This is a genomic window from Stenotrophomonas sp. GW821-FHT01H02A, assembly GCF_059422145.1.
In genome coordinates, this window is the sequence record NZ_JBWKWI010000009.1 from 116561 (window position 1) to 134644 (window position 18084).

An 18084-nucleotide genomic window follows, 5' to 3' on the forward strand; every position below is an offset into this window, starting at 1 on the left:
ACGCGCTGCTTCACTTTGTCGCAGGTGGGTCGGGCGCAGGGCGCCTCCCATGACCTGTGGCCCCTTCGGGCGGCCCTTGCGGCTGCTACGCTTGGCGGGTTTTCCTCATTGGTGCTGCCCGCAATGCCCAGAACGCTGCCTTTGTCCCTGCTGCTGCTTGCCGCCCTTGGCGGTGCTGCCCACGCGGCGCCGACGCCGATCACCATCGAGCAGGCCATGGCCGACCCGGACTGGATCGGTCCGCCGGTGGAAAGCGCCTGGTGGTCCTGGAACAGCCAGCAGGTCGAATACCAGCTCAAGCGCACCGGCAGCCCGGTGCGCGACACCTTCCGCCAGCCGGTCGCCGGTGGCGTGGCCGCGCAGGTCGGCGATGACCAGCGCGGCACCCTGGACGTGGACAGCCCGGTCTACGACAGCGCCCGCCAGCGCTCGGCCTTCGTCCGCAATGGCGATGTGTTCGTGCGCGACCTGCGCAGCGGTGCCCTCACCCAGCTGACCCGCAGCACCGAGAAGTCCGGCGCGGTCAATTTTGCCCGCGACGGCGGCGTGATCTGGCGCACCGGCCAGAACTGGTTCCATTGGACCGCCGCCGCCGGCGTGCAGCAGGTGGCCAGCCTGAAGGCCGAGAAGAACCCGGACGATGCGCCCAAGGCCGACACCCTGCGCGAGCAGCAGCTGCGCACCCTGGCCACGCTGCGCAACGACCGCGCCCAGCGCGAGGCGCTCAAGGCGCAGGAAGCCAGCTGGCGCCGTGCCGACGGCACCCGCGCGCCGGGCCCGGTGTATCTGGGCGCCGACGTGGAGATCGTCGACAGCGTGCTCTCGCCCGATGCGCGCACCCTGATCGTGGTCACCAAGCCGAAGAGCTTCGATGAAGGCCGCGGCGGCAAGATGCCCAAGTACGTGACCGAATCGGGTTACGAAGAGTTCGAGGACACCCGCACCCGCGTGGGCCGCAACGATCCGGAGCCGAACGCGCTGTGGCTGGTCGATGCCGTGGCCGGCACGGTCAAGCCGCTGTCGCTGGACGGCCTGCCGGGCATCGCCACCGATCCGCTGGCCGCGCTGCGCAAGGCCGCCGGCAAGGACGCGCTGAAGGGCAACCGCCCGGTGGAAGTGCTGGGTGGCCCCGGCGCGCCCGGCATCCGCTGGAGTCCCGATGGCCAGCAGGCCGCGATCATGCTGCGTGCCAATGACAACAAGGACCGCTGGATCGCCAGCGTGACCCCGACCAGCGGCAAGCTGGAGACGCGTCATCGCCTGACCGACAGCGCCTGGATCAACTGGAGCTTCAACGATTTCGGCTGGTCCAACGACAACCGCACGCTGTGGCTGCTGTCCGAAGAATCCGGCTACTCGCACCTGTACACCCAGCAGGGCACGGCCAGGCCGCAGGCGCTGACCGGCGGCAAGTGGGAAACCTCGATGCCGGTGCCCAGCGCCGATGGTCGTGGCTTCTACTTCCTGTGCAACCAGCAGTCGCCGGGCGACTACGAAGTGTGCGCGGTCGACAACGCCAGCAGGCAGGTGCGTGAGCTGACCTCGCTCAACGGCGTGGAGGACTTCTCGCTGTCCCCGGACGGCCAGCAGCTGCTGGTGCGTTACTCCGGTGCCTATCTGCCGACCCAGTTGGCCGTGGTGCCCACCGCCGGTGGCCAGGCCAAGGTGCTGACCGATACCCGCACCGCCGAGTTCAAGGCGCGCGAATGGATCCAGCCCAAGCTGGTGCAGGTGCCGTCCAAGCACGGCGCCGGCGTGGTCTGGGCCAAGTACTACGGCCCGGAGACCTTCGAGCCGGGCAAGCAGTACCCGATCGCCATGTTCGTGCACGGCGCCGGTTACCTGCAGAACGTGCACCAGCAGTACCCGGCCTACTTCCGCGAGCAGATGTTCCACAACCTGCTGGTGCAGAAGGGCTACGTGGTGCTGGACATGGATTACCGCGGCAGTGCCGGCTACGGCCGCGACTGGCGTACGGCGATCTACCGCAACATGGGCCACCCGGAACTGGAGGACTACAAGGACGGCCTGGACTGGCTGGTCGAGACCAAACAGGGCGACCGTGACCACGCCGGCATCTACGGCGGTTCCTACGGCGGCTTCATGACCTTCATGGCGCTGTTCCGCTCGCCGGGCACGTTCAAGGCCGGCGCCGCGCTGCGCCCGGTGGTCGACTGGCACCAGTACAACCACGGCTACACCGCCAACATCCTCAACACCCCGGATATCGACCCGGAGGCGTACCGCAAATCGTCGCCGATCGAATACGCCGACGGCCTGCAGGACCACCTGCTGATCGCGCACGGGATGATGGACGACAACGTGTTCTTCCAGGACTCGGTCAACCTCACCCAGAAGCTGATCGAGCTGCACAAGGACAACTGGACGATCGCGCCGTATCCGCTGGAACGCCACGGCTATGTGCGCGCCGATTCCTGGCTGGACCAGTACAAGCGCATCCTCAAGCTGTTCGAAGAGAACCTGAAGTAAGCCAGCGATGACGTCGGTTCCCACTGACGTGCAGCACGCCGCGGCGACGATCGATATCGTCGCCGCGGTCGTTTTCGATCCCGATGGCCGCGTGCTGGTGGTGCGCAAACAGGGCTCGGAGACCTTCATCCAGCCCGGCGGCAAACCCGAACCCGGCGAAGCGCCCTTGGTCGCCCTGGCGCGTGAACTGTACGAAGAACTCGGGGTCACCCTGGAGCCTGCCAGTGCCGTGCCGCTGGGCCGGTTCGAAGCCTGGGCGGTGCACGAAACCGGGCACCGGGTGCGTGCCCACGCGTTCCTGGTGGCGGTCACCGGTACGCCCCGCGCGCAGGCCGAGATCGCCGAACTGGCCTGGGTGCCGTTGCACCCGCCGCATGGTCGGCGCTTGGCACCGCTGAGTGCAGACCATATCCTGCCCGCGGCCGCGAACGCGGTGGCGGCGACCTAGACGTTGCGGCCTGCCCCAACCAGGACACCGGATGTCAGCGTCGCTTCCCCCGCAATTGCCTACCGCCATGCCCCGCCCCAGCGGGGACGGTGCGCCTGCGTTCCTGGCGCCGCTGCTGAAATCCGTCCTGCTGGTCTGTCTTGCATCGGCTGCGCTGTGGGCGGTGCTGGCGCTGATCTCGATTCCGTTGTCGGGAGTGGAGGCCCTGCGGGCGCTGTTGGCCGACAAGGACCTCGGCTGGTTGCCCGGCTCGGTGCACTGGCTGCTGAGCCACCCGGTGCTGGCCAACGTGCTGCTGTGCCTGGCCAGTCTGGTCGGCGTGGTGGCGTGCTGGGGCATGCTGCGCCGCTGGCGCTGGGCGTGGGGATCGTTCGTGGCGCTGCTCGCCGTCACCGCCGTGCTCAACGGGGTGGTGGTGTGGGCGGTCGACGATGCTTTCCGCCACCTGCTGGCGCAGCTTCCGGCCGATACCTATTCGCTGGAGATACTGCAGCTGCGCAGAGACCTGCGCGTGCTGCGCGTGATCTGGGGCGGATCGATGGGACTGACCGCTGCCGCATTCGCGGTGCTCCACGGCTGGCTGATCGTGCGCCTGTGCGCCCCCGATGTACGCGCGCTGTTCCGCCGCTGACATTTCCCCCCGCGGCGCTCCGTGCGCTGCACGACCTGCAAGGATGATGGTGTGACTGCTTCCCTCCCCCTTCTGCGCCGCCATGGCTGGCGCGCGACCCTGTTCACCCTGCTCACGGCGGTGAGCCTGCCGGCGGCCGCCCAGGCCATGGTCTGTGGCACGTTCGTGGACGAAGACACCGGCACCACGCTGACCCTGCGCAGCGCCAACGAGGGCGTGCGCCAGATTCCCGGGCAGGCCCCCGAGCCGTACCTGCTCAGCCGCCTCGGCAAGGAGCTGAAGCTGGCCGACCTGGACAACGGCGGCGTCGGCTCGCTGACAGCGGAGGACGGCGGTCGCCGCCTCAGCGACCGTTACAACACGTACCGGTTGCAGAAGGCGGCCAGCTGCCGGCCTGCGGCGGTGTTTCCGGCCGCGTCGTGCCGGGCCGAGATCGGCACCTGCCTGAAGGACACGCTGTTCGCCAGCAACGATGACCTCCGGCAGTGGTGCCGCGAGGGCGTGCCGGCCGCCTGCAAGCGCCTGCTGGCCAATTTCCAGTCCGAAGCGCGCGAGGCCAACACGCTGGCCGCGACGCAGGGCGATGCCCCGGATCTGCCCGAACCGGAGGTCTGCAAGCCGGCGTCCACGGAGTACGACGAAGCGGCCTGCATGGAGGCGGCGCGCGATGCCCTGGGACAGGCCCTGGCCAAGGCCCTGCTCGGTGGCCTGAGTGCAGCCGATGCATCCCCCTTGCCGGCCGCGCAACTGGATGAGGTCACCACGCTCTGCCAGGCGCAGACCCGTGGCACCTTCTGCGCCAACGCCGCCGAAGCGCTGTGGGACGCCGGCCGCCTGGTCGCCGCCCGCGATGCACTGCAGCGGGCCTGCACCCGTGGCGAAGACCCGCGCGCCTGTGAGCGTGCGGCGCCGCTGGCCGGGCTGGACGCCCACGCACTGAGCCCGGTGGCAGCCACGTCCCTGCCGTGCGGCAGCTACCTGGCCAGCCAGGGCCTGATGGACCACCTGGCGTTCGGCAATGGCGGCATGATCGACAGCGGCTTCGGCGGCAAGCTGCGCGCGCGGCTGGTCGATGGCGACATCCGCGTGCGCCACGACCAGGGCGACGACTTCGTGTTCAAACGCCTGGCCAACGGCAACCTGATCGGCATGGACAGCTGGAACCGCTTCAGCTACTACGAACGCAGCGGCGACACGCAGCAGTGCAGCGCACCGGTGGTCTTCGTTGAAACGCCGCTGCCGCAGGACTGCCCGACGCTGGCCCGCGAAGGCGGTGCCCAGGCGTGCTGCGCGGCCGGCAAGCTGCAGGGCTGCAATGCCGCCGGTCATCAGCTGGCGCTGCGCAACCGCTGGGCCGAGGCGGCACCGTTCTATCTGAAGCTGTGCACCGCCGGCGTGCGCGAGGGCTGCGAGAACCTGGCCAGCGTCTACGAACACACCGGTGACGAGGCGCTGCCCGAGCAGATGGCCGCGATCTGCGCAAAGGACGGCAAAGGCACCCACGTCGCCTGCGATGTGCACGCGACCCGCAACTGGGGCCTGATGCAGGTCAGCGCCGGGCTGGAGCAGATCGCCGAGCGCATGGCGGCCGACGCGGACGACGACGCCGATGCGCCGGCCGAGGCCCCTGCCACGACAAAGAACACCCGGAACAGCAACCGCAAGGGCGGCCACTGAGCGCACGTGAGCACACGCAGGCCGTGCACCGGCCTGCGGTAAAGTAGTGCCATGAACGACTTCGACCGCGTCCGCGCGTATCTGACCGACCTGCAGGACCGCATCTGTGCGGCGATCGAAACCGCCGACGGCCAGGCCCGCTTTGCCGAAGATCTCTGGCAGCGCGCGGAGGGTGGCGGTGGTCGCACCCGCATCCTGCGCGAGGGCGCGGTGTTCGAGCAGGCCGGGATCGGGTTCTCCGACGTAGCCGGCACGCGCCTGCCGCCATCGGCCTCGGCGAACCGGCCTGAGCTGGCCGGCGCGTCATGGCGTGCGACCGGCGTTTCGCTGGTGTTCCATCCGGCCAATCCCTACCTGCCGACCACGCACGCCAACGTGCGCTACTTCCGCGCCGAACGCGATGGCGTGGCGGTGGCGTCCTGGTTCGGCGGCGGCTTCGACCTCACCCCGTTCTACCCGATCGACGAAGACGTGCGGCACTGGCACCAGGTCGCGCACGATCTGTGCGCACCGTTCGGCGAGGAGCGCTATGCGGCGCACAAGCGCTGGTGCGATGAGTATTTCTTCCTGCGCCATCGCAACGAAACGCGCGGCGTGGGCGGGTTGTTCTTCGATGACCTGCATGGCGATTTCGAGCGCGACTTCGCCTATCTGCGCGCGGTCGGCGATGGTTTCCTGGACGCCTATCTGCCGTTGGTCGAGCGTCGCAAGGACACGCCGTATGGCGAACGCGAGCGCGAATTCCAGCTGTACCGGCGCGGCCGCTATGTCGAATTCAACCTGGTATACGACCGTGGCACCCTGTTCGGGCTGCAGAGCGGTGGGCGCAGCGAGAGCATCCTGATGAGCCTTCCCCCGCGCGTGCGCTGGGAGTATGGCTTCCAGCCGGAGCCGGGCAGCGATGAGGCGCGTTTGGCGGATTACCTCGTCCCACGCGACTGGCTCTAACGCCGTTATTTCTTCGGCACGATGGTGATGTGCCCGTTGATCTCCAGCACCGCCAGGGCGACATCGTCGATGGACAGGCAGCCCTGCTGCCGCATCGCCGCGTCCAGGTCGGCCGGGGTGACCAGTTCGCGCTTGAGGACTGAATCGAGCACCTTGCCATCGCGGGCGATCAGGATCGGCTCGCCTTCGACCAGGGTTTCCACCCGTCGGCTGCGCGTGCTGAGCCAGCCCACGCCGTAGTTGATCGAGATCAGGGTCGCCGCCAACAGCAGGCCGCCGCCCAGCGACGTGTCCTCACCCAGCAGGGCGTTCTGCACCGCGTTGCCAAGCAGCACGATCAGCAGCACGTCGAACGGCGTGATCTGGCCCAGCGCGCGCTTGCCGGACAGCCGGACCATGCCGAGGACCACCACGTACACCACCACCGCGCGCAGGATGAATTCCCACCACGGCATGGCCAATGCAAACAGGTCGCTCATTGCCTCTCCCGGACTCGTGCGGCCAGCATGGGCCGCCACCCGCGGCGAGGCAATGGCCTGGCGACGCGGTTGGCCCGTTTCGGTGCCACAAATAAAAAGCCCCGCCAACCAGGGGGAGGTTAGCGGGGCCGGGGAACGGGCGCTTGGGGAGGAGCCCCCGTTCCGAGATCTGCTCCAGGGGATGGGAGAGATCCACAACAGGCATTGCGCCTGTCGAGGTCTATCAAAGCACTCCGAACATTGATAGTTCGTGAAGGGGCCCAATTAATCCGGGCCTCTTCACAGAAACATTCATCCAACAGTCAGATTATCGTGACGCACTGAACCAATTCAGCCTTTTGACTGTGATTCAGGCCTCAATGTGCCTCATCCCAGTTATCGCCAACACCGGCATCCACCACCAGCGGGACCCGCAGTTCGGCCGCCGAAGACATCAGTTCCACCACTTTCAAACGCAAGGTATCGAGGAAACTGCTTTCGGTTTCAAACACCAGTTCATCGTGCACCTGCAGAATCATCTTGGCCTGGTCGTCGTGGTCCTGCAGCCAGCGGTCCACGTTCACCATGGCGCGCTTGATGATGTCCGCCGCGGTGCCCTGCATCGGTGCGTTGATCGCGGCGCGTTCAGCGCCGGCGCGCAGCCCCTGGTTACGGGCGTTGATGTCGTTCAGGTACAGGCGGCGGCCGAACAGGGTTTCCACATAGCCCTGCTCACGGGCCTGCTGGCGCATCCGCTCCATGAAGTCACGCACGCCCGGGTAGCGGCTGAAGTACAGCGCCACGTAATCCTGCGCCTGGCCTCGGTCGATGCCCAGGTTGCGGGCCAGCCCGAACGCGCTCATGCCGTACATGAGCCCGAAGTTGATCGCCTTGGCGGCCCGGCGCTCGTTGGCGGTCACGTCGTCCAGGGGGCGGCTGAAGACTTCGGCCGCGGTCGCCCGGTGGACGTCCACGCCCTGCTCGAAGGCCCGCACCAGGCCGGGATCTTCCGAGAGGTGGGCCATGATCCTCAGTTCGATCTGCGAGTAATCGCAGGCCAGGATCTTTCGGCCCGGCGGCGCGACGAAGGCGCGGCGGATGCGGCGGCCGTCCTCGGCGCGGATCGGGATGTTCTGCAGGTTCGGGTCCGACGAGGACAGCCGGCCGGTCGCGGCACCGGACTGGTGGTAGCTGGTGTGTACCCGCCCGGTGTCCTGGTTGATCATCTCCGGCAGCTTGTCGGTGTAAGTGCTGCGCAGCTTGGCCAGCCCGCGGTACTCCAGGATCACCCGCGGCAGCTCGTGCTGCTCGGCGATCGCCTCCAGCGCCTCTTCGTTGGTGCTGGGCTGGCCCTTGGGGGTCTTCACCAGCGCCGGCAGCTGCAGCTCATCAAACAGCACGGCCTGCAACTGCTTGGGGGAATCCAGGTTGAACGTGCGCCCGGCCAGCTCGGTGGCCTTCTGCTGCGCGGCCAGCATGCGCGACCCCAGATCCTGGCTCTGCCGGCGCAGCTCGGCCATGTCGATATGCACGCCGTTGGCTTCGATCCGGGCCAGCACCGGCACCAGCGGCATCTCGATGTCGCGGTAAACGCCGTCCAGCGAGGGCGTGGCCTGCAGTTGCGGCTGCAGCGCGTGGTGCAGGCGCAGGGTCACGTCGGCATCTTCGGCCGCGTAGCGGCAGGCTTCGTCCAGGCCCACCTGCGAGAACGAGATCTGCTTGGCGCCCTTGCCGGCCACCTCTTCGAACTTGATCGTGGTGTAACCCAGGTAGCGCATCGCCAGCGAGTCCATGTCATGGCGCGTGGCGGTGGAATTGAGCACGAAGCTCTCGAGCATGGTGTCGTCGTGATACCCCTGCAGGTTCACGCCGTGGCGGCGCAGCACGTGCAGATCGTATTTGCCGTGCTGGCCCAGCTTCTTCTTGGCGGGGTCTTCCAGGGCCGGGCGGAGCGCCGCGAGCACCTGCTCACGCGGCAGCTGGGCCGGTGCGCCCGGGTAATCGTGGCCGACCGGGATGTAGGCGGCCCGGCCCGGCTCGACTGCCAGGCTGATCCCGACCAGGTTGGCGCGCATCGCGTCCAGCGCGTCGGTCTCGGTATCGAAGGAGATCAGCTCGGCATCGGCAAGGCGCTGGACCCAGGCATCGAGCTGGTCGGTGGTCAGCACCATCTCGTACTCGCCGGGGGCGGCGAGCGCCGGATCCACCGGCACCACCGCCGCCTCCGCCGTGCCACGGGCGTAGCCGGCCGCGGTGCCGCGCAGGCTGACCGGGGCATCGCTGGCAGCGGCCGGGGCCGGCACGGGGCCACCCAGCTCCTTGAGGGCCTGGGTGAAGCCGTAACGCAGGTACAGCTCGCTCAGCGACGGCACGTCCGGCTCACGCAATGGCAGCGTCTGCGGCGTTACCTCCAGCGGTACGTCGGTGCGGATCGTGACCAGTTCGCGGTTGAGCGGCAGGCGCTCCAGCGCTGCGCGCAGGTTCTCGCCGATCTTGCCCTTCATGGTCGGGGCCGCGGCGATCACGCCCTCCAGGTGCTGGTATTCGGCCAGCCACTTGGCGGCGGTCTTGGGGCCGCACTTCTCCACGCCGGGCACGTTGTCGACGGCGTCGCCCATCAGTGCCAGCAGGTCGACGATCTGGTCGGCGCGCACGCCGAACTTCTCCATCACCGCCGCGTCCGAATCCATGCGGCTGCCGGTCATGGTGTTGACCAGTTCGATGCCGGGACGGACCAGCTGGGCGAAGTCCTTGTCGCCGGTGGAGATGGTGACCTGCAGGCCATCACGGTGGCCCTGCAGGGCCAGCGTACCGATCACATCGTCGGCTTCCACGCCGGGGATGCGCAGGATGCTCAGGCCCAGCGCTTCGACGATGCGGCACATCGGCTCGACCTGCGGGCGCAGGTCGTCGGGCATCGGCGGGCGGTTGGCCTTGTAGTCGGCATACAGGTCGTCACGGAAGGTCTTGCCAGGCGCATCGACCACGAAGGCGACGTACTCGGGGCGCTCCTTCAGGGTGGCGCGCAGCATGTTGACCACACCGAACAGCGCACCGGTGGGCTCACCCTGCGCATTGGTCAGCGGCGGAAGCGCGTGGAACGCGCGATACAGGTAACTGGACCCGTCAATCAGGACTAATCGGCTCATGCGACGATTCTACGCGTCCGGCCCTGACCGTCGTCGGCACCGGGCTCACGATCCATCGGGCATAATCAGGCCTTCTTCGCCCAAGGACTCCCGGCCCATGAAGATTCTGTTGCTCGCAGGCCTGCTCGCGCTGGCCGGCTGTGCCACTGGTGGTGGCGACAGGCCCCCGGTGGATGTCACGGGTGCCGACGTGGTCAAGACGGTCCAGGACAACGGTGACACCATCGAGGAATACCGGGTGGGGGGCCAGTTGCGGATGGTCAAGGTGACTCCGTCGCGTGGTGCCCCGTTCTACATGTACGACCAGAACGGCGATGGCCGCATGGACAGCGACAAGGATGGCGTTTCGCCGGTCTACTGGAAGCTCTACAGCTGGTGAGCCCGCTGATGTCCGCCCCGCCGCCCCGTGCCCGCACGCGGTGGCCGGGGCAGCAAGCCCGTCCCTGCACGTCTACGCTCGATGACCACACCCGAACGCCGCACTGCCCCGAATCCGGCTGAACTGCGCGCCGGCCTGACCGCGGAGCAGCGCCAGGCGGTGGAGACGCTCGAGCATTTCGGCTGGCAGCTGCGCTTCGTGCGCCGCCCGCTGTTCCGCGACCCGATCCCGGTGCTGTTCGACCGCAACGGCGAGCGCTACGTGGTGCTGCAGCCGGATGGCACGCTGGATGAGTCGCAGACGTTGAAGCTGCGGGACTGACGGGTCGTGCCGGCCAGCGGCCGGCACGACGGGGTCGCCCGTCAGCGGATGACCAGCACCGGTACCGTACTGCGCGCGAGGACTTCGGCGGTCTGGCTGCCGAGCAGCACGCGGGTGACGCCCCGGCGACCATGCGAGGTCATCACGATCAGGTCGCTGCCGCGTTCGGTGGCGGTATCGATGATGCCGTCGGCCGCATAGCGGTCGAGCACGTGCACGGTGGTGGTCCGCAGGCCCTGGGCCTCGGCGGCCGCCTGGGCCGGGCGCAGGATTTTCTGCGCGGTCTCTTCGCGGTCGGCCTTGTACTCGGGCGTGTTCATGTAGCCCACGCTCCAGCCCATGGCGTCGTACATGCCGACCGCCCACGGTTCGGAGACGGTGACGATATCGACCTCGGCATCGAGGTCCCTGGCCAGCTCCAGGCCCTTGGCCAGGCCTTTCTCGGCCAGCTCCGAACCATCGGTGGCGATCAGGATGCGCTTGTACATGGCAGAGCTCCTTCAAAGGTGTGCAATGTGGACACCACCATTGCACACCCGATGTGGACGCGGTGCCTTGAGCTGGATCAATCGCCGTGGGCGCGCGCAGGCACGACCCGCGCCGGGTTGCCGACCACGGTCGCACCGGCGGGTACATCACGGGTCACCACGCTGCCCGCGCCGACCACCGCATCATCACCGATGGTGATGCCGGGCAGCACGATCGCGCCGCCCCCGATCCAGACATTGCGGCCGATGCGGACCGGCCTGGCCGACTCCAGGCCTTCGGCGCGTGCCTGCGGATCGCGTGGATGGTCGGCCGCATAGATCTGCACCGCCGGGCCGATCTGGGTGCCATCGCCGATGCTGACCTCGGCCACGTCCAGGATCACGCAGTTGTAGTTGAGGAACACGCCTTGCCCCAGGCGGATGTTGCAGCCGTAATCGCAATGGAACGGCGGGCGGATCACCGCGCCCTCGCCGACCGCACCCAACTGCTCGCGCAACAGCGCCCGGCGCACCGCCGGGCTCTCGGCCAGGGCGGCGTTGTAACGGACCATCCAGACCTTGGCGGCCGCCATGTCGGCCTGCAGCGCCGGGTCGCCCGGGCGGTACGGCTTCCCGGACAGCATCTTTTCCTTTTCGCTCGGACCCATGTGGCCTCCATCAGACAGAGGTTGATGATGCCGGTTGCCCGCGCGCATGTCAGCGCGTGCTGCGCCGCGTGCCCAGCAGCGCCACCACCGCGAAGACGAGGCCGCTCAGCCAGAACCACAGCGTTGCCTGGCCGATGCACACCACGCTGGGCTGCGGCTGGCAGCGCAGGCGCAACAGATCGAAGTCGCCGCCGTGGGCCAGGCAGGACTGCACGTGGTGGACCAGGGCCAGCACCGGCTCGGCCCAGCCTGCCGACCATGTCAGCAGGACCAGTGCAGCGAGCAGATACGGAATTCCCTTGTTCACGAGTGCGCTCCCAGCGGACAGGGGCAGACTCTGGGCGCCGGTCCGGGGAGCGACAAGCGGCACGCGACGAACTGGGTGAAATCCGGGATGAGTCGGGGGCGATGCGGGATGAAGCGCGGCGTCCCGGCCCACCCGCAGCCAGGTCGCGCAAACGTGCATCGCCCGTGCTGCAGCGCAGAACGACAAGGGGCGAGGCCCATGCGCTATGCGCCAGGCCACGCGCCGGGTTGCTGATCAGGCGGTACGCACCACACGCGCACCCTGGCACAGCGGGTAGCTCGCCAGCAGATCGGCGATACGCGCGTGCATCGTGTCGAAGGAGGCGCCGTACAGATACAGCGCCGTCTCGGTCGGCCCCTGCCACCAGCTGCAGATTTCACCGTGGCCTTCGATGCGCTCGACGATCTGTTCAAACACGTAGTTCGAATCGCACTGCTCGTAGACCTCATCGGGCAGATCGGTGCCGTTGAGATACAACGCCAGCCCTTCGGTGACACCGAACGGCTGATCGGGAGCGCCGTCGCGCTGGATCAGCGATCCCTTGGGCGCACCCAGCTGCTCCAGCAGCTCGATCACGCCGGGCAGCGAGGCCGGGTCATTCAGCGCGATCTCGATATCGCCATAGTCCACTTCGCCGTCGTCGGTCAGCGCGGTGCCGCCGCCGGTGATCTCGCCCAGCTCGGCAGTGCCCAGCAAGGCATCCAGCGGATCTTCGAACAGCTCATGGCGATGCTCGGGCTGAAGCTTGGCGTTCAACTTCACGGTGACGTGCAGCGGCGAATCGGTCATGGCGGGGGCCTGTTCGAAAAAGATGGCCCCATTGTAGTGCCGGCCGCTGGCCGGCTCCCGACAACGCCGCGGCAAGCAGCTGCCGGCCAGCGGCCGGCACGACTGGATGACGGTGCTGCTTCAGAGCACCGTCAGATTGGCATACGCCATCACCAGCCACTTGCTGCCGGCGTCGATGAATTCCACCTGCACGCGGGCGTGCTGGCCGCTGCCTTCGTAGTCGGTGACCATGCCCTCGCCGAACTTGGGATGGTTGACCATCGCACCCAGCTTGAGCGGCGGTGCTTCCAGCGCCGCATGGCCCATCACCCGGTTGGCACCCAGCGAGGTGCCGCGCGAGACCTGCACCTTGGGGCGCACTTCGTTCACCAGTTCACGCGGGATCTCGCGCAGGAAGCGCGAGGGCACGTTGTAGTTGTCCTGGCCATGGATGCGGCGCGATTCGGCATAGCAAAGCACCAGCTTCTGGCACGCGCGGGTGATGCCCACGTATGCCAGGCGACGCTCTTCTTCCAGCCGCCCGCTTTCTTCCAGCGAACGTGCGCTCGGGAACAGGCCGTCTTCCATGCCGGCCAGGAACACCAGCGGGAATTCCAAGCCCTTGGCGGCGTGCAGCGTCATCAACTGCACGCCCTCTTCGCCAGCCTGGGCCTGGCCTTCGCCGGCCTCCAGCGAGGCGTAGGCGAGGAAGGCGACCAGCTCGCTCATGTCCTGGGTTTCTTCGACATCGTCTTCGCGACGCACGAAGCGCGAGGCCACCGAGACCAGTTCGTCCAGGTTGTCCGCGCGCGATTCCGAATCCAGCGCGTTGCGGCTTTCCTTGGACCAGTGCTCACGCAGGCCCGAGCGCATCAGCACGTGGTCGATGCGTTCAGCCAGGGTCATCGTGTCCGCTTCGGCCTGGAGCTGGTTGACCAGCACCAGGAAGCCGGCCAGCGCATTGCGTGCACGTGCGGCCAGCGCACTGCCCTGGGTGGTCAGCATGGTGGCTTCCCACAGCGAGATCGCGTGGGCGCGCGCCAACCGGCGCACTTCATCCAGGGTGCGGTCGCCGATGCCGCGCGTCGGCGTGTTGACCGCGCGCTCGAACGCAGCGTCATCGTTGCGGTTGGTCATCAACCGCAGGTACGCCAGCGCGTCCTTGATTTCGGCACGCTCGAAGAAGCGCATGCCGCCGTACACGCGGTACGGCACCTGCTCGGAGAGCAGCGCTTCTTCGAACGCACGCGACTGCGCGTTGCTGCGGTAGAGCACGGCGACGTCGCCATAGCTGCCGCCATCACGCACCCATTGGCGCGCGCGCTCGACCACGTAACGCGCCTCGTCCATTTCGTTGTAGGCCGCGTACAGATCGATCGGATCGCCGTCGCCGCTGTCGGTCCACAGCTCTTTGCCGATACGGTCCGGGTTGTGCGCGATCACCGCGTTGGCCGCACCCAGGATGTTGGCGCTGGAGCGGTAGTTCTGCTCCAGGCGCACGGTCTGCGCGCCGGGGAAATCCTTGAGGAAACGCTGGACGTTCTCGACCTTGGCGCCGCGCCAGCCGTAGATGGCCTGGTCGTCGTCGCCGACCACGAACACGTGCCCGCTGTCACCGGCCAGCACGCGCACGAAGGCGTACTGGATGGCATTGGTGTCCTGGAACTCGTCCACCAGGATCTCGCGGAAACGAGAACGATAGTGGGCCAGCAGCGCGGGATTGTCGCGCAGCAGTTCATGCGCACGCAGCAGCAGTTCGGCGAAATCGACCAGGCCGGCACGGTCGCAGCGCTCCTGGTAGGCCGCGTAGGCCTGACGCATGGTTTCCAGCCACGCGTCATGCGGCTCGGGCTGGATGTGCTGCGGGCGGCGGCCCTCGTCCTTCTGCTCGTTGATCCACCAGGCGATCTGCTTCGGCGGGAACTTGCCGTCGTCGATCTCCAGCTGCTGCACGACCCGCTTGACCAACCGCAACTGGTCGTCCGAATCCATCACCTGGAAGCTGTCGGGCAGCTTGGCATCCTGGAAATGCAGGCGCAGCAGGCGATGGGCCAGGCCATGGAAGGTGCCGATCCAGGCGCCGCGGCTGCCCTGTGGCAGCTGCAGGTCGATGCGGTGACGCATCTCGCCGGCGGCCTTGTTGGTGAAGGTCACCGCAAAAATGCCATGGGTCGGCACGCCGCAGACTTCATTGAGCCAGGCGATGCGGTGGATCAGCACGCGGGTCTTGCCGGAACCGGCACCGGCAAGCACCAGATGGTGGCCGGGCGGGGCGGACACAGCTTCGCGCTGGGCGGGGTTCAACCCGTCGAGCAAGTGGGAAACATCCATGTCCCCATTTTACCCCCGGGCGGGTCGCTCCGGGCTGTTACGCGGCGCGGGGATCGAACGGGTTCAGCCGCGCGCAGCGTGTTCGGCCTGCACGCGCAGCTCCGGGATCGCCAGGCTCTCCCACAGGGTGCCGATGCGCAGGCTGCCGACCACCCGGATCGCCGGCCGTGGTTGGCCATGGCCGTCGATCAGGGCGCCCTCCTCCACCGTGGCATCCAGGCCCAGCCCATGCGGGCCCGGACGTGCATGCCCGTCCGCCAGCAGCTGCTGGATCAGCGGATTGCGCATGGACAGCGCGCGGGTCTCCACCCCGGTGGCATTGATCACCGCGCCGACGGTCAACGGCGGCAGGCCACCGTCCGGGCTGCGCCCGTGCAGTTGCAGCCCGCTCTCCTGCACCAGCAGCGTATCCAGCCGGGCACGGTGGCGCTGCAGCTGGCCGCTGCGTTCCAGCTCGGCCACCTGGGCCTGCACGGATTCGGCGATGCGATGGCGGTGCACGTCCCAATAGCGCACCACGTGGCGCAGGAAACGGCGCTGATCGGCCTCGCTCAAGCTCAGCCACAGCGCCTGGCCCATCGGACGGATGCGGTCCATCACGCTCTGCCAGGGGATGCCCTGCGCCACCGCCGTGTGGGCCTGCCCACGCAGTTCGCGGACGCGCTGGCGCAGCGACATCGCCAGCAGCGGCTGCGGATCGAAGGTGACCGCCGCGCCGTGCGCGTGCGGCAACGGCAGCAGCGCGTGGCGCGACAGCACGAAAATGCGCCCGCGGTGACCGGCGGCAGCGAGGGCCACCACGCTGTCGGCCATGCTCAGGCCCGAGCCGATGATGGCCAGATCGTCGTCACCGGCGAGGACACGCACGCCGTCGTAGTCCCAGGCCTCCACCGCCTGCGCGGGCGGCAGTGCCTCGGCACCGGACACTGGCAGCGGGCGCATGCTGTTGCCGCAGGCCAGCACCACGCGCTGCGCGTTCCAGAGGATGTCGTCCTCGATCCGCAGCTGCACGCCGTGTGCGGTAGGTGTCAATGCGAACACCGGCTGCTCGACCACCTCCAGATCTGCCACGCTGCGCTCGCGCGCCTGTTCCAGGCGTTCGCGCAGGTACGCGGCGTAATGGCGGCGCGGCACGAACTGATCGGCCAGCACCTCACGCGACACATCGGGAATGGCCTGACTGTCGATCAGGTAGTCGAGGAAATCCGCTGGCTGATCCGGCAGCCCGCTCATCTTGCCGGCCGGCACGTTGAGCAGGTGCTCGGGCCACGGGGTGGCGTAGGCGATGCCTTCAGCCAGCACCGAGGCGGGCTCGAACAGCACGATGCGTGACGGCCGCCGTGCATGGCGCAGGGCCTGCAGTGCGGCGAGGACGCCGGCAGCGCCGCCGCCGACGATGGCCAGATCACACTGGCGATGGGTATCGGACGCAGTCATGCCCGGATTGTAGGCGATGCGCGTGGAGGGGCCGCCCACCTACGTCACAACCGGCTACATCAACGCATCGGCCAGCCGTGCGATGCCTTCCCGGCTGCGCTTCCATGCCGGGCGCTGGCGCCATGTCGCCAGATCCAGCTGACGGGATTGTTCGAGGTAGTCTGCTTCGATCTGCGCCAACTGGCGCACCATGCCGGCGTCGTAGCAGAGCATGCCGATCTCGGCGTTGAGCGCGAACGAGCGGATGTCCAGGTTGATCGAGCCGACCAGCGCGATGTCTTCATCCACGGTCAGGTGCTTGGCATGCAGGAAGTTCGGCTCGTACAGCGCGATGCGCACGCCGCTGCGCAGCAGCTCGTCGTAGTAGGCCTCCTGCGCCCAGGAAGTCAGCCGCTGGTTGGTGCTGGCCGACAGGATCAGCTGCACCTGCACGCCGGACAGCGCAGCGATGCGCAGCGCGCTCAGGGTCGCTTCGTCGGGCACGAAATACGGCGTGACCAGCACGATCCGCCGGCGCGCCAGATGGATCAACGCGTTGACCGCATCGCGCGCGTTGCTGAAGGGGTATGCCGGACCGCTGGGCAGCAGTTGGGTCGGCACATCGGCCGGGCACACCGGGACCGCGGTCAGCACGTCCAGGCGCTGCCCGGTTTCCATGTACCAGTCGCTGGCGAACACCGCCTCCAGATGGGCCACCACCGGCCCGCGCACGCGCGCGACCAGTTCCTTGTTCGGGAAGCCGGCGACGAACTGCGCGCGCGCCAGGTTCTGCGAGCCGATGTAGCCGACGCGGTTGTCGATCACCGCGATCTTGCGATGGTTGCGCAGGTCCATGCGGCCACTGCGGCGCCAGCGCAGGCCACCGGGCAGCATCGCGCGCACGTCCACGCCGATCGCCTGAAGCCGGTGGCGATAGTGGCGCAGCCCGCGCTTGGCGCCGACCGCATCCAGCAGCAACCGGCAGTGCACGCCACGCGCCGCGGCCCGCTGCAGCGCCTGCACGATGGCCTCGCCGACGGCATCGTCAAACATCAGGTAGTACAGCAGGTGCACGCGATCGCGCGCCTGGTCGATGTCTTCGATCAGCGCCTGCAGCGAGGCGTCATAGTCGTTGAGCAGATCCACCGCGTTGCCGTGGATGGGCATGAAATCGCCCTGCCGCTCGATCAGCGGCACGATCTCGGCGGTGGCGGTATCCGGCGCGGGTGTCCAGCGCAGCGGTGGCTGCAGCGCCTGTTCTTCGCGGATCACCTGGGAGGCTTCGGCCTGCCGCTGCACGCGCTGGCGCGACAGCCACGGGTGGCCGAACAGCAGATACAGCGGCAGCCCGAGCAGCGGCACGAAGCCGACCAGCAGCAGCCAGCTGCGCGCGGCACCGGGCGTGGTGCGGCTGGGAATCCAGAACAGCGCGGCCAGCCGGATCAGCCAATCCAGCATCAACAACCACGAACCCAGCAGCCACTCGAACAGCATCGCGTCGCCCGTCGGGAGGGGACCCCATTCTGCCATGGGCTGCTGTGCGGCCGGGGTGACCGGCGTAGCGGTCATCGCCGCGCGGGCTGAAACGGAAAAACCCGCCACGAGGGCGGGTTTTTCGTCGGGAAG

The 18084-nt window shown here is 68.0% G+C and carries 16 protein-coding genes; 7 read left to right on the forward strand and 9 right to left on the reverse strand.

Translation table 11 applies throughout. The features are described from left to right. Window positions 1-123 precede the first annotated feature (123 nt). The 5 genes from AC07WC_RS14515 to hemF all read left to right on the forward strand — a co-directional run bounded on the left by AC07WC_RS14515 (window position 124) and on the right by hemF (window position 6194). Window positions 124-2490, forward strand: a complete 2367-nt coding sequence (locus AC07WC_RS14515; RefSeq protein ID WP_495210624.1) for a S9 family peptidase — start codon at window positions 124-126, stop codon at window positions 2488-2490. 28 nt (window positions 2491-2518) lie between these two features. Further along, window positions 2519-2938, forward strand: a complete 420-nt coding sequence (locus tag AC07WC_RS14520) for an NUDIX hydrolase (RefSeq protein ID WP_495210678.1) — start codon at window positions 2519-2521, stop codon at window positions 2936-2938. Window positions 2939-3005: 67 nt separating this feature from the next. Then, window positions 3006-3569: a hypothetical protein gene (locus tag AC07WC_RS14525; protein WP_495210625.1), complete on the forward strand. Its 564-nt coding sequence runs from the start codon at window positions 3006-3008 to the stop codon at window positions 3567-3569. Between the two features lie 51 nt (window positions 3570-3620). After that, on the forward strand, window positions 3621-5246 hold the full coding sequence (locus tag AC07WC_RS14530; RefSeq protein ID WP_495210626.1) for a hypothetical protein: 1626 nt from the start codon (window positions 3621-3623) through the stop codon (window positions 5244-5246). Between the two features lie 51 nt (window positions 5247-5297). Continuing rightward, window positions 5298-6194, forward strand: a complete 897-nt coding sequence (gene hemF / locus AC07WC_RS14535) for an oxygen-dependent coproporphyrinogen oxidase (RefSeq protein WP_495210627.1) — start codon at window positions 5298-5300, stop codon at window positions 6192-6194. A 5-nt stretch (window positions 6195-6199) separates the two neighbouring features. Here the strand turns inward: hemF and AC07WC_RS14540 are convergent, their stop codons facing one another. Both AC07WC_RS14540 and polA read right to left on the reverse strand, forming a co-directional pair. After that, window positions 6200-6673 carry a DUF421 domain-containing protein gene (locus AC07WC_RS14540; RefSeq protein ID WP_495210628.1) on the reverse strand — a complete coding sequence of 158 codons (474 nt, stop codon included), beginning with the start codon at window positions 6671-6673 and terminating at the stop codon, window positions 6200-6202. 356 nt (window positions 6674-7029) lie between these two features. Further along, window positions 7030-9801 carry a DNA polymerase I gene (gene polA / locus AC07WC_RS14545; protein ID WP_495210629.1) on the reverse strand — a complete coding sequence of 924 codons (2772 nt, stop codon included), beginning with the start codon at window positions 9799-9801 and terminating at the stop codon, window positions 7030-7032. Between the two features lie 97 nt (window positions 9802-9898). Here polA and AC07WC_RS14550 point away from each other — a divergent pair, with 97 nt between their 5' ends. Continuing rightward, window positions 9899-10180: a DUF2782 domain-containing protein gene (locus AC07WC_RS14550; RefSeq protein WP_495210630.1), complete on the forward strand. Its 282-nt coding sequence runs from the start codon at window positions 9899-9901 to the stop codon at window positions 10178-10180. A gap of 81 nt (window positions 10181-10261) precedes the next feature. Further along, window positions 10262-10501, forward strand: coding sequence for a hypothetical protein (locus tag AC07WC_RS14555; RefSeq protein WP_495210631.1), 240 nt, complete (start codon window positions 10262-10264; stop codon window positions 10499-10501). A gap of 41 nt (window positions 10502-10542) precedes the next feature. Here the strand turns inward: AC07WC_RS14555 and AC07WC_RS14560 are convergent, their stop codons facing one another. The 7 genes from AC07WC_RS14560 to cls form a co-directional block, all read right to left on the reverse strand. Beyond that, complete coding sequence (locus AC07WC_RS14560; RefSeq protein ID WP_495210632.1) at window positions 10543-10989, reverse strand: universal stress protein; 447 nt, start codon at window positions 10987-10989, stop codon at window positions 10543-10545. A gap of 77 nt (window positions 10990-11066) precedes the next feature. Further along, window positions 11067-11636 (reverse strand): sugar O-acetyltransferase, encoded by a 570-nt coding sequence (locus tag AC07WC_RS14565; RefSeq protein ID WP_495210633.1) that lies wholly within the window; start codon window positions 11634-11636, stop codon window positions 11067-11069. A 49-nt stretch (window positions 11637-11685) separates the two neighbouring features. Continuing rightward, window positions 11686-11943, reverse strand: a complete 258-nt coding sequence (locus AC07WC_RS14570) for a hypothetical protein (RefSeq protein WP_495210634.1) — start codon at window positions 11941-11943, stop codon at window positions 11686-11688. 234 nt (window positions 11944-12177) lie between these two features. Beyond that, window positions 12178-12732, reverse strand: coding sequence for a hypothetical protein (locus AC07WC_RS14575; RefSeq protein ID WP_495210635.1), 555 nt, complete (start codon window positions 12730-12732; stop codon window positions 12178-12180). 120 nt (window positions 12733-12852) lie between these two features. After that, window positions 12853-15042: a DNA helicase II gene (gene uvrD / locus AC07WC_RS14580; protein ID WP_495210636.1), complete on the reverse strand. Its 2190-nt coding sequence runs from the start codon at window positions 15040-15042 to the stop codon at window positions 12853-12855. A 63-nt stretch (window positions 15043-15105) separates the two neighbouring features. After that, complete coding sequence (locus AC07WC_RS14585) at window positions 15106-16497, reverse strand: FAD/NAD(P)-binding protein (RefSeq protein ID WP_495210679.1); 1392 nt, start codon at window positions 16495-16497, stop codon at window positions 15106-15108. A gap of 36 nt (window positions 16498-16533) precedes the next feature. Next, a complete protein-coding gene (gene cls / locus AC07WC_RS14590; RefSeq protein ID WP_495210680.1) occupies window positions 16534-17952 on the reverse strand; it encodes a cardiolipin synthase in 1419 nt (472 codons plus the stop codon). Window positions 17953-18084 lie beyond the last annotated feature (132 nt).